The organism is Mesorhizobium sp. M7A.F.Ca.CA.001.08.2.1 (assembly GCF_003998455.1).
Classification (GTDB): Bacteria; Pseudomonadota; Alphaproteobacteria; order Rhizobiales; family Rhizobiaceae; genus Mesorhizobium; species Mesorhizobium ciceri.
Genome location: NZ_RZPW01000100.1, coordinates 1 through 12,073, shown reverse-complemented (window position 1 = coordinate 12,073; position 12,073 = coordinate 1). Strand labels below are relative to the sequence as shown.

General features: G+C 62.9%; 20 protein-coding genes. 11 read left to right on the top strand and 9 right to left on the bottom strand.

Annotated elements, in window-relative coordinates:
* Window positions 1–142 precede the first annotated feature (142 nt).
* Entirely contained in the window at window positions 143–691 is a 549-nt protein-coding gene (locus tag EN914_RS08935; RefSeq protein ID WP_024501608.1) for an MgtC/SapB family protein, read from the top strand.
* Here EN914_RS08935 and EN914_RS08930 read toward each other — a convergent pair.
* A complete protein-coding gene (locus EN914_RS08930; RefSeq protein WP_024501607.1) occupies window positions 671–1,609 on the bottom strand; it encodes an alpha/beta hydrolase in 939 nt (312 codons plus the stop codon). The two genes, EN914_RS08935 and EN914_RS08930, sit on opposite strands and share 21 nt — an antisense overlap.
* Before the next feature lie 146 nt (window positions 1,610–1,755).
* Here EN914_RS08930 and EN914_RS08925 point away from each other — a divergent pair, with 146 nt between their 5' ends.
* A complete protein-coding gene (locus EN914_RS08925; RefSeq protein ID WP_024501606.1) occupies window positions 1,756–2,058 on the top strand; it encodes a hypothetical protein in 303 nt (100 codons plus the stop codon).
* Window positions 2,059–2,148: 90 nt separating this feature from the next.
* Window positions 2,149–2,283: a hypothetical protein gene (locus EN914_RS39855; protein ID WP_255337188.1), complete on the top strand. Its 135-nt coding sequence runs from the start codon at window positions 2,149–2,151 to the stop codon at window positions 2,281–2,283.
* A 49-nt stretch (window positions 2,284–2,332) separates the two neighbouring features.
* Here EN914_RS39855 and EN914_RS08920 read toward each other — a convergent pair whose 3' ends face one another.
* The 5 genes from EN914_RS08920 to EN914_RS08900 form a co-directional block, all read right to left on the bottom strand.
* Window positions 2,333–2,578: a DUF982 domain-containing protein gene (locus tag EN914_RS08920; protein ID WP_024501605.1), complete on the bottom strand. Its 246-nt coding sequence runs from the start codon at window positions 2,576–2,578 to the stop codon at window positions 2,333–2,335.
* Window positions 2,579–2,592: 14 nt separating this feature from the next.
* Window positions 2,593–2,829 (bottom strand): DUF982 domain-containing protein, encoded by a 237-nt coding sequence (locus EN914_RS08915; RefSeq protein WP_024501604.1) that lies wholly within the window; start codon window positions 2,827–2,829, stop codon window positions 2,593–2,595.
* A gap of 94 nt (window positions 2,830–2,923) precedes the next feature.
* The gene (locus EN914_RS08910) at window positions 2,924–3,367 is read right to left on the bottom strand and encodes a GFA family protein (RefSeq protein ID WP_024501603.1); all 444 of its coding nucleotides are present in this window, start codon (window positions 3,365–3,367) and stop codon (window positions 2,924–2,926) included.
* A gap of 171 nt (window positions 3,368–3,538) precedes the next feature.
* Window positions 3,539–3,718, bottom strand: a complete 180-nt coding sequence (locus tag EN914_RS08905) for a DUF3606 domain-containing protein (RefSeq protein ID WP_024501602.1) — start codon at window positions 3,716–3,718, stop codon at window positions 3,539–3,541.
* A 492-nt stretch (window positions 3,719–4,210) separates the two neighbouring features.
* The gene (locus tag EN914_RS08900; RefSeq protein WP_024501600.1) at window positions 4,211–4,402 is read right to left on the bottom strand and encodes a hypothetical protein; all 192 of its coding nucleotides are present in this window, start codon (window positions 4,400–4,402) and stop codon (window positions 4,211–4,213) included.
* Between the two features lie 194 nt (window positions 4,403–4,596).
* On the opposite strand from EN914_RS08900, the gene EN914_RS08895 reads away from it, so the two are divergent.
* Window positions 4,597–5,025: a DoxX family protein gene (locus tag EN914_RS08895; protein ID WP_024501599.1), complete on the top strand. Its 429-nt coding sequence runs from the start codon at window positions 4,597–4,599 to the stop codon at window positions 5,023–5,025.
* 49 nt (window positions 5,026–5,074) lie between these two features.
* On the opposite strand, the gene EN914_RS08890 is transcribed toward EN914_RS08895, so the two are convergent.
* Both EN914_RS08890 and EN914_RS08885 read right to left on the bottom strand, forming a co-directional pair.
* A complete protein-coding gene (locus tag EN914_RS08890; RefSeq protein ID WP_023813813.1) occupies window positions 5,075–5,380 on the bottom strand; it encodes a hypothetical protein in 306 nt (101 codons plus the stop codon).
* Window positions 5,381–5,453: 73 nt separating this feature from the next.
* Window positions 5,454–5,723 carry a hypothetical protein gene (locus EN914_RS08885; RefSeq protein ID WP_024501598.1) on the bottom strand — a complete coding sequence of 90 codons (270 nt, stop codon included), beginning with the start codon at window positions 5,721–5,723 and terminating at the stop codon, window positions 5,454–5,456.
* Between EN914_RS08885 and EN914_RS08880 the strand changes: the two genes are divergently transcribed.
* Both EN914_RS08880 and EN914_RS08875 read left to right on the top strand, forming a co-directional pair.
* The gene (locus EN914_RS08880) at window positions 5,707–8,157 is read left to right on the top strand and encodes a right-handed parallel beta-helix repeat-containing protein (protein ID WP_164756401.1); all 2,451 of its coding nucleotides are present in this window, start codon (window positions 5,707–5,709) and stop codon (window positions 8,155–8,157) included. The genes EN914_RS08885 and EN914_RS08880 overlap by 17 nt on opposite strands.
* Before the next feature lie 67 nt (window positions 8,158–8,224).
* A complete protein-coding gene (locus EN914_RS08875; protein WP_024501596.1) occupies window positions 8,225–9,511 on the top strand; it encodes a hypothetical protein in 1,287 nt (428 codons plus the stop codon).
* Window positions 9,512–9,524: 13 nt separating this feature from the next.
* Here the strand turns inward: EN914_RS08875 and EN914_RS08870 are convergent, their stop codons facing one another.
* A complete protein-coding gene (locus EN914_RS08870; protein ID WP_024501595.1) occupies window positions 9,525–10,355 on the bottom strand; it encodes an O-methyltransferase in 831 nt (276 codons plus the stop codon).
* A gap of 131 nt (window positions 10,356–10,486) precedes the next feature.
* Between EN914_RS08870 and EN914_RS08865 the strand changes: the two genes are divergently transcribed.
* From EN914_RS08865 to EN914_RS08845, 5 genes are all read left to right on the top strand, one after another.
* The gene (locus tag EN914_RS08865) at window positions 10,487–11,197 is read left to right on the top strand and encodes a glycoside hydrolase family 108 protein (protein ID WP_024501594.1); all 711 of its coding nucleotides are present in this window, start codon (window positions 10,487–10,489) and stop codon (window positions 11,195–11,197) included.
* Complete coding sequence (locus tag EN914_RS08860) at window positions 11,194–11,412, top strand: hypothetical protein (RefSeq protein ID WP_024501593.1); 219 nt, start codon at window positions 11,194–11,196, stop codon at window positions 11,410–11,412. Before EN914_RS08865 ends, EN914_RS08860 begins: the two co-directional genes overlap by 4 nt.
* 1 nt (window position 11,413) lies before the next feature.
* Window positions 11,414–11,647, top strand: coding sequence for a hypothetical protein (locus EN914_RS08855; protein ID WP_024501592.1), 234 nt, complete (start codon window positions 11,414–11,416; stop codon window positions 11,645–11,647).
* Window positions 11,632–11,817 carry a hypothetical protein gene (locus tag EN914_RS08850; RefSeq protein WP_013530788.1) on the top strand — a complete coding sequence of 62 codons (186 nt, stop codon included), beginning with the start codon at window positions 11,632–11,634 and terminating at the stop codon, window positions 11,815–11,817. The genes EN914_RS08855 and EN914_RS08850 overlap by 16 nt, the downstream gene beginning before the upstream one ends.
* Window positions 11,817–12,073 (top strand): hypothetical protein (locus EN914_RS08845; protein WP_127288081.1); only part of this gene is annotated, 257 nt, incomplete at its 3' end. The genes EN914_RS08850 and EN914_RS08845, both read left to right, overlap by 1 nt.

Below are 12,073 nucleotides of genomic sequence, written 5' to 3'. Positions count from 1 at the left end.
TCCTGAGCGCTTGAGGGTCGTTCCATCAACACCCCGACAGATGCAATTTCAAAACGGCCGCACCCTTGCCGCATCCGGCGATGGATTCAGGAACCGCGACCCGGCGCCCGCGTTGTGGCGTCAAGCTTTCGGAGGGGACATCATGGAACAGCTCGTCGAGGAATTCGGCCATCCCACCTACACCTCGTTTCCGGTCATCGCGGCAAGGCTGTTGCTGGCGACGCTCTACGGCGCGGTCATCGGTTTCGAGCGCGAATGGCGTAACCGCCCGGCCGGGCTTCGCACGCATATTCTCGTCTGCGTCGCCGCCGCCACCTTCGGCATCCTGACGATCGAGATCGTGCATGCGCCGATGTTCGCGCGGGAAGCCGTCAAGGTCGATCCGATCCGGGTGGTCGAGGCGGTGACCGCCGGCGTCGCCTTCCTCGCCGCCGGCTCGATCATGTTTTCGCGCGGCGAGGTGCATGGGCTGACGACCGGCGCCGGCATGTGGCTGGCGGGCGCGATCGGCGTAGCCTGCGGCCTTGGTCTTTGGCAGGTGGCCGGGTTCGGCACGCTGATCGTACTGGTCGTTGCCGGCTTCCTGCACCGGTTCGAACGCGGACCCGGCCTTGCCGCCGGTGATGAAGGCAGTCAGGCCAAGGTGCAGAAGGAGGCGGCCTCGACCCCATCAAAGGGAAGGCGAAGGTAATTCCGATCGCGGGGAGATGCCGTGACCGGTCTCACTGAAGAAGCCGGCCAGCAGATCGGCCGTCCGCGGCGGGTTCTCCTCGGGAAAGAAGTGTCCGCCCGGCATCGGCTGGCCGCGCACGTCGTCGGCCCAGCCGCGCCACAGCGCCAGCGGCCCGCCTTCGCCGGCGTACCAATCCGCCAACGCGCCCTGACCGCTCCATAGCGCCAGCAGCGGGCAGCGGATGCGCCGGCCGGCTGCCTTGTCGGCATGGTCATGCTCGCGGTCGAGCGTGGCTGCCGCCCGGTATTCCTCGCAGATGGCATGGATGTGGGCAGGCGCGCGCAAGGCATCGACATAGGCCTGACGTACTTCGGCTGGAAACGCCGATGACGACGAGCCCCAGCCGTCGAGCGCATTGTCGACGATCGCCTCGGCAGTGCCGGACAGGATCTTTTCCGGCAATGGCTCGGGCTGCGCCAGCAGCGACCATGGCCAATAGCCCAGCGCCAGCCTGGCGTCGGCCCGGTCCCATGCATCGGCGGTCGGCACGATGTCGAGGACGGCGAGCCTGTCGATGCTGCCCGGATGGTCGAGCGCCATGCGGTAGGCGACACGCCCGCCGCGATCATGGCCGGCGACCATGAAGCTGCTGAATCCCAGCTTTTCCATCAGCCTCGTCATATCGGCGGCCATGGCACGCTTGGCATAAGGTGCGTGGTCCGGAATGGATGCCGGACAGGAACTGCGGCCATAGCCGCGCAGGTCAGCACAGACAACGCTGAACCGGCTGGCCAGGGCGGGCGCGATGTCGCGCCACATCAGATGCGTCTGAGGAAAGCCGTGCAGCAACAGCAATGGCGGCCCGCCGCCGGCACGCAGGCAGAATATGTTGGCATCGCCGGTGTCGATTTCCGCGCTTTGAAAACCGTCGAACATCACCGCCTCCGGCACGCGCAACGGCCGGCAAACGGATTTGGTTGCAATGCCGCCCGGCGAGGCGGCCAACCTTTTTCGTCGACAGGCGTTGTCCCTGTGAAGGGAAGGTCGCCGCGGGCGGCCGTGAAAGAAAGAAGGAGGCAGTGATGAGAACTCTCGCCATCATGCCATTCGGCCTTATGCTGGCGCTGGCAGTGCCGGCCGCGGCACAGCAGCAGAACGACAGCCAGGCGCCGCAGGCCGACAAATGCAGGGCTCAGACCGGACAAGGGGCAAAACAGCAGCCTGGACAGCAGGACGGCAATTTGACCGCGAAGCTTAACGATTGCGGCGGCGTGCTGAAACCGCCCCCGACGGGCGACCAGGGCATGGCGGCGCCGGCCCCCGACGAAGGCAAGACGCCGGTGATCAAGCCGGGTGAAGTGCCGCCCCAGCCACCGAAGCAATAAACGCCGCTGGCTGGTATTATCGCGCAAGCTAATGGAACCTCGTTATCTCAGAAGCGTTTCTCTCACGACTTGAAATTCGAAGAGATTATCGTGAGAGATATTGCGACCACGGCCACGTTGCTTGCCTCGATAGCCATCGTGATTGCCTTGATTCTTCTGGCGCCGAAGAGTTTTGGCTTCGAAACCTCTCAACCGATTGTCCAGGGCGAGCTTCCAACGAAATGACAAAGCAGGCGAGGCATGATGCCCCGCCTGTTTCCGTTTATGGAAACCGCTATCGCACCAAGACGCCGGCGTGGCTGCAGAGCGCCGCGAAGGCTTCCTGCGCCTCGGCGGCGCCTGTCTGGGTTTCCAATGCGGCTTCGACCTTCTCGCGCGCCGCCTGGTAGAACGGGCCGCGCTTGGCCTGCGGCCAATCGATCAGGATTTCGCTGGCATCCCTGAGCGTGGTGACGTCGCGGATCGTGTCCGACCCGTGCGGCTTGATCCGCATCGGCGTGGGCAAAATGAGCTCGGACATAGCCTGTTTTCCAATTACTGCAGGAGTTTTGCTTCGCGCGCGGCGTCGATCACCGCCCGCATCGCTTTTTCCGGCGGCGTCCAGCCGTCCAGCGCATCGCGGCAGCTGCGCAACGCTGCCCGGTAGCGCCGTCCCTGGCCAGCCGGCCAGTCGCCGAGGCATTCCAGGCCTTCCCAGGCGCTGCGGATGATGCGCTCGCGCTCAGGCGCGAATTTCAGCCTGACGGGGCGGGGAAACATCTTGTCGTTCAACGGTCGTCTCCATGATTGCCGCAAGTCGCCGGGCGACATGCGTGAGAGGCATCCGGTAACGTCGGCGGCAGGGCAGGGTTCCCTTGCCCAGAGATCAAATCTCGGCGTCGATGTCAGACAGCGATCTCGGTGTTGGCGCTTCGGCGTTGTGCGCCGTTGGGCGGTCATGCTCGAACTGTTCGGCGCCGGGCCAAGCGTGCAGCCAGGTCTCGCGCCTGGAGGTCCACAATTCATATTCGGGCACCAGATCGGTCGGCGCAATGTCGAGGCTGCCGATCGCCACCTCGGCTTCGTTGTCGTCGACCCAGGCGACGCGGCCGCCGCATGTCGGGCAAAAGCTGCGCGTGCCATAGGAGCTGACGAGGCCGGTGGTCTCGAAAGCCTCGCGCGGCCAGATGGCAAAGGCCGAATAGACCGAACCGCCGGCCTTGCGGCAATCCTTGCAATGGCACAAGCCGACGCGCAACGGCGCGCCGTGAACCTCGAACTGCACGCCACCGCACAGGCAACTGCCGGTCCTGCGTATGGTGTCGGACATGACGCCCTCCCTCAATACGTGGCGCTGCGGGCCGGGTGGGACAGATGCTCGTCTGCCGTTTCGTTGGCCAGGATGAGAAACCGGGAAAAAGACATCCTGTTCACCGTACCACCAGGCCCGGTTGACACGGCCCGCAGCATCTTCAACGCCGCCCAGGCGAAATGGTTTCGGCTAGCCGCGGGCCGCCATATGGGCGTCGAGCTTCTTGCGCGAGGGTCCGTAGCGCTTGATGATGGTCTGTGCCTCGCTTGGCGGAATGCCGTACTTGCGGGCAAAGGCGGCAACCTCGTAGGGCTCTTCGCTCGAGACCAGCTTGCGGTCCTGTTTCGTCTTCGACTTGTCGTCAGCCATCTCAGGCCTCGCTTTCTGTTGTCGGGGAAACGCGCAACCTTCGGCGCCCGCGATCAACACGACATAACACAGATCGGCGCCGCCGGTTCCACCCGGCGACACGGCCAGTCCGGAACCGGCCTGTATCAGGCCGATGGCCGCATGGGGTCGGCGTCGGCAGCGTGGTCGCCGTCACATTCGGAGCATGCCGCGCTGAGGCCGGGGCAGCCGCGCCGGTGGGTGCCGGCAGGGCAGCAATGGCCGTTGGAACTCGTCCAGCGCGGGCATTGGAAGACCTGGCCAGCGCCGCCGCAGCCGCTGCATTCCAGCGTCGCCGACCGCACGCCACGAGATATCGCCCCAAACCTGACGCTTGTTCGCAAATTTCAGCCCACCCAAAATCGCTGCACCGGCACACCGCTGCATTAGCCCCGGCTAACAATATCACGTCCGTGATTACCAACAAGTTTCAATCGCGCGAGGCGCGGGAGAGCCGTTCGGGCCGGCGCGTCGTCAGGCCGGCTTCAGCCGCATCGCGGCGAGATACATGAGCGCCGAGGAGGCCTGTCCGCGGTCCCAGCCGGCGGCCTCGACCTTGCGGAGCAGGGCGTCGAGATGCGGAGCCAGCATATCCCTGCATTGCTGTTCGTAGGCGGTGCTCATCGCCGGATGCTGCGGTGCGTCGATGGTCAATGCCTTGGCCATGTCCGTTTCCCCCTTTGAGCGAGCAACACTATACCGTCAGCCGGCAAACCGAAAATCGTTCGGTGGGTGCGAGGCTTCGAGGCCTGCTTCGACCCGCGGCAAGCGCCCTGTCGAGAAAAGTTGGCCTGGCGTGTCGGACTTGGCGCCCGCCGTGCGTCCTAGGAGCGAGCAACCCGCAAAGCTGGAGAACGAGCATGTCGTCGCAAATCATTCAATCGCCGTGGCAGACCGCGGCCCTTCTCATCGCCCGGCTGATCTTCGCCGGCGTCTTCCTGATGGCCGTGACCTTCAAATTCATGGGCATGGCGGCCACCGCCGGCTATATCGCCGCCGCCGGCTTTCCGTTTCCGCTGTTCCTGGCCTGGTGCGCGGCGATCCTGGAAGTCGCGTTGGTGCTGTGCTTCCTGACCGGCGCCTTCTTCTCACAGGCGGCCCTTGTCGCCGCCGCCTACGTGCTGTTCCTCGCTTTTGCCTTCCACGGACCCAGCCACTGGGCCGGCAACCAGGCCGAGTTCGGCTTCTTCATCGACCATTTCTCGTTCATGGCCGGACTGCTGTTTGCGGCCGTGCATGGACCGGGCAAGGTGCTTTCGCTCAATTCGGGATGGCCGGGCAGGGCTTGAGGCGAGGGCAGCGGGCCACTGCGGACGCACGCCGGCCCGCCGGCACCGCTCACAGCTGGTCGTTGTAGGGTTCCTTGATCTTGCCGACCATGCGGGCCAGCTTCGAAAAGGACGGCATCTCCGCCTCCGGCTGGCACTGGTTGGCGAGTTCCAGCAGCCGGATCGGGAAGTTGACGGCGTCGCGGCTGGACGCGGACATGCCTTCGGACCGCTCCTGGTTGGTTTCGCCGGCCTCGGTCTTGCGCAGGGCCAGGTCGATTTCCTCTGCCGTCAGCACCCCCTTTTGAACCAGGAGGCGGTTGATCGAGGCGACGGCCATCAACAGGCCTTCGAGTTGCAGGTTGGCGACATTCATGGCGATTGCTCCCGTGGCTGGGGTTGAAACGCGCGAGCGGCATTTCCGCTCCAGAAAGGCTGCGGGCGAACGTCTATTCCTGCGTCAGCCGTTCGCCATATTCGCGCCACAGCGCCTTGACTTCCAGGGAGCCTAGGCTGCCGATCGAAACATCCCCACAGCTGATGGCGACGGCGCCGATGTCGTATTGGGGGTAGGCGTTGGCGACGAAACGGATGGCTTCGCCCAGCGAACGCACGCGGATGACCGGATCGGCCTGACCCTGGCCGGTGCTGCGCACCCCGGAAACCGTGGCCGGTGCATGTCGCATCCTGAACACGGATGCCATGGCTGGTCTGTCCATCGTCCTCTCCCACAAGGCCGTGCGACGGGAATCATTCCATGAGCTTCAACGAATGATTTCACACCTGCCGGCTTATGACCAGCCGCCGACGCTGAACCCTGTGATCGGCACCGACGACATTGTGCTGTCGTTCTACCAGTCCGACGACACAGTCGGGGATATCCAGGCAGCCGCGCAAGGCATCATCGACCAGGCCCAGGCCGCTGCGGACGTAGCGACGGGCGCCATGACAACCGTGCTCGATCCGCAATTCGCGACCAAGGCGACGGCGGAGGCATTTTCCCCACCGATAGCACCCACATACATCCGCACCGCCTTCTACGACAGCTCTCAGGTGGCAGGCAGTGGCGCTGTGTACCGCAAGAATGGAACGAATGTCGGGGATTTGGTGATCATGCTGAGCGATGGCATGACGAAGACAGGCTATACGCTCGCCTCGACCCCGGTGACGGCATCAATGCTCGGGGCGCGTGGTAACGGTACAAATGCCACGGCTGCTATCAGTGCACTGCTCGCGGGCAGCTATCCGCATGTGCTGATTGACGGCTCCTACCAGACCGACGGCAACCATACGATCTCGACAGCGAAGAAGCGCGTCGAATGCCTGGGCGGCTCTGCCCTGATCCTGCGCGCGCCAGTCGGTGCCGTTACCGGCCACCATCCCGTCATCGATATCGCTGCCGATGACGTCCTGATAGACGGGGACCTCACGATTGATGGTGGATCACATGCCGGCTACCAGGCTTCTATCGGTATTCGCGTCGGCCTCTCCACTGGTGCACGCCGGAAGCGGCCGACAATCCGCGGCGTGAAAGTCCGTAATCTCGGCCTTGCCGGTGTGATGGCGCTCTGTGTCGACAGCCCGACGATTGAGGACATTGACGGCTATAACATCGTCACGCCAACCGGCGGCGAGTTTGGCGACACGGTTTACGTGGCCGGCGTCCGCAAGCCGATCGTGCGCAACATCCGGTCGGCGAAGTGCAAACGCGACGGTGTCGTGTTGACCTATACGGGGAATCTAAACACCACCGACGTGTTGGTCGACGGGGTTTTCGCCGATGCACATCTCGACAGCCCCTCCGCCGGTGTCTGGGTGGAGATGACCGGTGCGCGAGATCCGCGAGGGATCATAACTAACGTGGTGGCGAATGACTGTCTGATTGGCGTAGCTGCGACTGACGCCAACAGCGAGATCGTCATTTCGAATGTCAAGGCAATCGGCAACCGGCTCTCCGGTAGTTCTGCCGGTAACGTCTTCGGCGTTCAGATTCAGTCGGGCCGGCTCGATAACTGGTACATCGATCGCTACAACACAGCCCTGCAATTGGAGCCAAACGGCGAATATCAGTTCGCCCTCAGCTCGCAAGTTGGATCGTTTGCGATTGGCGAAACGGTCAGCGGCGGCACCTCTGGCTCCACCGGAACCCTGCGGTTCCAACATTTTGAAATCGTCATCGCCGGCTCAACCGTCGAGTATGAACTCGGTGAGACGGTGACAGGCGGTTCATCCGGCGCGACGGGCATCTTGGTCGACTTCTTTGCCAACGTGCTGAGGGTCTTGCCGATGAGCGGAACGTTTCAGGCCGCTGAAACAATCACTGGAGGCACCTCTGCGATTGCCAAAACGGCAAACAGCGCGGCCCGGCGCATCTATGTGCGCGGTTCGGCCGGCATCTTTCGGGCTGGCGAGACGATCACGGGCGGAACGTCAGGTGCCACAGCCGTAATCGCCGCGCCCTACCAGACGCCACTTGCGATCGGCCCGGGCACGTTGATGAACTGCTCGACCGACGCCATTGTCGTTGCGAACGTAGTGACACCGGCGAGCGTTAGCCTTTCCGGCATCAGGGGAAACATCCAGTCGCATGGCATCCGGTTCAACCTATCCGTGGGCCAACGGCTGCGCAAAGCCAGTCTCAGGGACATCGCCCTGAAGAACCCGACCTCCATTGGCGTTGCCTTTCGGGTAACCACCGGCGGCGCGATAGACGAAATGCTGGTCGATGGTTTCGACATGTCGGAATGGGTTGGTGATGGCACCGGCAGTTCCATCACGGCCGGCATCGTGACCAGGTTTATTGGCGGCAACAATCCCGGTCTACAGGGGACGTTGGGTGTGCCGATCAATCTGACCGTCAACACAACGCTGTCTGGGCTTCACAACCGGGCACTCTGCCACAACAACGGCGCCGGCGCGACGTGGACACATACGCTGCCGCCTGCCGTGCCTGGCCTTCGGATCGGCTTTGCCGGAGTACACGCAACCCATGTCATGAACATCGAGCCCAGCGGGACGGACACGATCAAGGGCGGCGGTGCAGGAAAATATCTCATTCTCGATCCCGGCGAGCGCGTGGTGCTGGAGGCCTATACAGTAGGCATGTGGGTGGTCAGCGCGGCAATCGGCTGGGCTGGCGATTTTGAGCTGTAGGCCTTGTCGTTATGTGATACCGAATCGGCTAAGTTGCATTTTCGATCCAAATAGTCGAACGAGAGATATGGTCTTCGTTCTGTGGGCAATGGTGGCAATGACCACCCTTATACTTGTAGCCCGGCACAATCGGGTGTCCGTCATCGCGATTGGATATATAGGCCTGCTTGCCTATTCTGTGCCAGCGCTGATCGGCTACACCCGGCCAATAAATGCCAGAGGGTTGGTGCCCTATCTTGAGCCGGCTTCGTCGGGAGCAATCGGCGTGATGGCCGCTGCTTGGCTAGGATTCGGTTTGGCGCTTCTTCTCTTGTCCTCAGATGCCGACACGGCTCCCCCCAGGCACCAACTGCATCTAATACGGGTGACGTGGTTCATCCGATGCGCGCTGATCATCTCTCTGGCGTGCTACGCATGGATGACAAACCGTGCGGGCCTCCAGTGGTTTGCGATGGAGCGCGCTGACATCTATGGCGCTGTCGGAGGGCTTATCTCTGTCGTGTGGCGGTGGGTGAGCGGCATCGGGCTTCTGACATCCATCTATTTCGATAGATTCTGGGGGCGAGGTGGGCGCATCACGCAGACCATTTTGATCGTGATGGTGGCCCTTAATGCCATTGCTGGCGATCGAACCGTTCCTGTCATTCTGGCTATGGCGTTCTCTGTCGTTCTCATGTGGGAGTGGCCGGTAACGAGGGCCGCCTTCAATTGGCGAATGTGGTGCATAGGGGCAGCGACCCTCGCTGTCGTCTTCTTCATGAAGCCTTTCTATCTGGCCTACAAGCGAGACCTGCCATTCGGCGTGATGCTGACCAGCGGCTCCGATCCGATGGCTATGGTCGCCTCCTGGGAAGCGTTCGGCACCCATGAAAACATCGAGGGGCTAATCAGAACGAACACAACCTACCCATGGTGGAACACGGTTCGCGACACCTTGGCGCAACTCCTGATTCAGCCGTCAGCGTTCGGCTTCGACAGTACCGGGTTCAATACTGTGTTGCAGACCCAGATATTCTCGCAGGCCAGTTATGGCCTCGCCGGCAGCTTGTGGGGGCAAGCGTGGGCGATGGGGGGCGTCCCCATCGTGATCATCTTCGGACTTCTCTACGGGCTTACGCTTGTAATGCTGCACCGCGCTTCGCTCCAGAGTAGGGGAATGTGGTTCTTCTTCTGGATCATTCTCGGCAGTGTCATTGGTGTCTATGCACACCGGAATGCCTTGGAAAATATGCTGGCCCAAGCACGTCAGCCGTTAGTCGGGTTTATGGCAATTCAAATCTTGGTCTGGATTCTGCTCTTTGGGCGCTTCCACAAGGCTGTTCAGCTTAGACCGATGGCATCGTCGCGCAATTGATGCATGCGATGGCTCATCGGCGCCTTGTGCCCCAAGCATAAGCCCGCGTGTCTGATGCCACGAGCCGACGCATACCATATTGTCCCTGCCTCTCGATCTGCTCTATCGCTTCCACGACGCCGTCAAACTGCCCTGGTGTGACGTCGTCGAAAACGATTACGTCTCCCGCTAGTTGCAGCTCAGAAACAGCCCGATATTCGAGTAAGACATTTTTCGTTGTGTGCTGCGCGTCGATGAAGGCGAAGTGGATTCTGTTCACTCCGACTTTCGGCAATTGGACAAGGGAATCGCCCTGAAGGAACACGATCCGATCTGACAAAGATTGCCACGGCTTGAGGAGTTCCGCGCGCGTCTTGCGCCCGCCGTGATCGTCGATGCAGTTCCAGTAGAACCGATGGTTATGCGACAGCACGTCCAGAGTGATGATGTGGCCGGCAGCGCTAGCGTCCTGCAAAGCCTTTGCCATGCAGAGTGACGAGAAGCCGCGCGCTGTGCCGGTCTCGACAATGGTGGTGAACGGTCGCGGGTTACTCGCAAGCTCGCGTCGTAAAAGGCTGTAGAGCACTCGGCCGTGCGGGTAAGCCAAGGTGCTCTTCTTGATGGTGATCTGCGTATGCAGGGCCAGATTGTCGAGCCATTCGCGGTCGATAGCGAAGCCGGTGTCGGCCTCCAGCCGGTCAATCTCCGGATACTCCACTCGCCGCGCTATCTCGAAAAGCCGCAAGTATTCTTCCTTGGAAGCTCGAATGCGGGAGCCAAGCGGGTCGTTGTTCCATCGTCGGTCTATCGCTGCCGCTAGACGCTCGAAGGCAAAACGTTGGACCGCGCCGACGTAGTTTCTCATCCCAGCACCCCCGAAGCATGACCGTTCTACAGCCGCAAACCGATTCGCGGCAAGGCGATCAAGCCGGACAACGCCAACCAAATCCAAACCCGAAACTGAACAACTGCCCGGAAGGGCAGAAAGGAAACACCATGGACCGCAACTTCGCGCGGGCGCTTGCGCTTGTTCTCAAATCGGAAGGCGGGTGGTCGGACAATCCGGCTGATCCCGGCGGCGCCACCATGAAGGGCGTGACGCTTGCCAGCTTCCGCCGCTATGTGAAGGCCGACGCGACGAAGGCGGATCTGCGTGCGATCAGCGACGCGCAGGTCGCCACCGTCTATCGCCGCTTCTACTGGGACGCTGTGCTCGGCGCCGAATTGCCCGATGGCGTCGACCACGCGGTGTTCGATTTCGCCGTCAACAGCGGGCCTGGCCGGGCAGCCAAATATTTGCAGGCGGCCGTCGGCGTTGCGCAGGACGGGCGGATCGGACCGGTCACCGTCGCGGCGGCCAAGGCAAAGCCGGCCGGTGTGACCATCGATGCGCTTTGCGATGCGCGGCTGGCGTTCCTCAAGCGGCTGCCGACATGGGCGACATTCGGGCGCGGCTGGTCGGATCGGGTCAGGTCGGTGCGGGTTCAGGCCCTGCTGATGTCGGCGCAGCGCCCCGCGGCACCGGTGACCGCGGCGCCGCCACCCAGGGTCGAAACATTGCCCAATGGGGCGTCGTCGATCCAGCCCGTGCCGCCGGCGCCTGGCGGTAAGGCGGCTGCCGCGGCCGGCATCCTCGTTCTCCTGGCCGGAGCACTCGCGGCTTTCCGGCATCAGGTCGCCGCTCTTTTGGGGAGCCTGTTTCGATGAGATGGTTCAACACCAATGCGCTGCACAATCTCCTCAACACGCTGATCGCCATCATCTGCGGCGGCGCGCTCGCCGGCTTCGACTGGACGCTGCTCGGCGTGAGCGACCGCACCGCGCTTCAGATCAGCGGGAGCCTGGCACTGCTGAAGATCATCATCAACGCGGTGCGTGACGGGCCGCGCGGCATGGTCGCGCCGCCGGCCAAGGAGACATGAGGTGGGAACAATCACCCTCGCGCTGCTTGGCCAGGCCTGGCCGTATCTTCTGGCAATGGGCGCCGCGCTTGCCGGTGTCTGGACAGCTTATGCCAAGGGCAAGGCCAGCCAGAAGGCCAGGCAGTATGCCGCCGACGCCGCGGCGCGCACCGAAGCCCAGAAGATCGACGATGCCGTCGCCGGCCGGGCGCCGGACGACAACAGAGGGAGGCTGGCCAGATGGTCAAAATCATAGCGCTCTCGCTGCTGCTGGCCGGCTGCACCACATCAGGCGGATCGTTCTGCGCGGCCGGGCATCCCATCCGGCCGACAAGGGCAGAGGCGGCGGCCCTTTCCGACGCGTCGGTGGCGGCGATCCTGGCTCACAACGAAAAGGGCCAGAAACTTTGCGGCTGGAGGCCATGATGAACGATCTTTTCGACCTGCTCGGCATCAAGGGACCGGTCGTGGCGGCGGGGCTCGCCGGCGGCGTTCTGCGCGCGCTGTCGCGGCATCGCTACAAGCTGCGCGAAATGGTGGCCTCGCCGATCTGCGGCGCGCTTGCGGCGGCGTATCTGACGCTGCCGGCGGTTTCCTACGCCAGGATCGCCGGCCTGCCGATGCCCGATCCCGCCGACGACACCACCACGCTGGCGGCCGCCTTCCTGATCGGCGTCTGCGC

What these genes read in the sequence shown, in the direction of transcription:
- EN914_RS08935 (WP_024501608.1), top strand. Translation starts at nt 143, where the DNA reads ATGGAACAGCTCGTCGAGGAATTCGGCCATCCCACCTACACCTCGTTT.
- EN914_RS08930 (WP_024501607.1), bottom strand. Translation starts at nt 1,609, where the DNA reads ATGTTCGACGGTTTTCAAAGCGCGGAAATCGACACCGGCGATGCCAAC.
- EN914_RS08925 (WP_024501606.1), top strand. Translation starts at nt 1,756, where the DNA reads ATGAGAACTCTCGCCATCATGCCATTCGGCCTTATGCTGGCGCTGGCA.
- EN914_RS08920 (WP_024501605.1), bottom strand. Translation starts at nt 2,578, where the DNA reads ATGTCCGAGCTCATTTTGCCCACGCCGATGCGGATCAAGCCGCACGGG.
- EN914_RS08910 (WP_024501603.1), bottom strand. Translation starts at nt 3,367, where the DNA reads ATGTCCGACACCATACGCAGGACCGGCAGTTGCCTGTGCGGTGGCGTG.
- EN914_RS08905 (WP_024501602.1), bottom strand. Translation starts at nt 3,718, where the DNA reads ATGGCTGACGACAAGTCGAAGACGAAACAGGACCGCAAGCTGGTCTCG.
- EN914_RS08900 (WP_024501600.1), bottom strand. Translation starts at nt 4,402, where the DNA reads ATGGCCAAGGCATTGACCATCGACGCACCGCAGCATCCGGCGATGAGC.
- EN914_RS08895 (WP_024501599.1), top strand. Translation starts at nt 4,597, where the DNA reads ATGTCGTCGCAAATCATTCAATCGCCGTGGCAGACCGCGGCCCTTCTC.
- EN914_RS08890 (WP_023813813.1), bottom strand. Translation starts at nt 5,380, where the DNA reads ATGAATGTCGCCAACCTGCAACTCGAAGGCCTGTTGATGGCCGTCGCC.
- EN914_RS08880 (WP_164756401.1), top strand. Translation starts at nt 5,707, where the DNA reads ATGGCTGGTCTGTCCATCGTCCTCTCCCACAAGGCCGTGCGACGGGAA.
- EN914_RS08885 (WP_024501598.1), bottom strand. Translation starts at nt 5,723, where the DNA reads ATGGACAGACCAGCCATGGCATCCGTGTTCAGGATGCGACATGCACCG.
- EN914_RS08875 (WP_024501596.1), top strand. Translation starts at nt 8,225, where the DNA reads ATGGTCTTCGTTCTGTGGGCAATGGTGGCAATGACCACCCTTATACTT.
- EN914_RS08870 (WP_024501595.1), bottom strand. Translation starts at nt 10,355, where the DNA reads ATGAGAAACTACGTCGGCGCGGTCCAACGTTTTGCCTTCGAGCGTCTA.
- EN914_RS08865 (WP_024501594.1), top strand. Translation starts at nt 10,487, where the DNA reads ATGGACCGCAACTTCGCGCGGGCGCTTGCGCTTGTTCTCAAATCGGAA.
- EN914_RS08860 (WP_024501593.1), top strand. Translation starts at nt 11,194, where the DNA reads ATGAGATGGTTCAACACCAATGCGCTGCACAATCTCCTCAACACGCTG.
- EN914_RS08850 (WP_013530788.1), top strand. Translation starts at nt 11,632, where the DNA reads ATGGTCAAAATCATAGCGCTCTCGCTGCTGCTGGCCGGCTGCACCACA.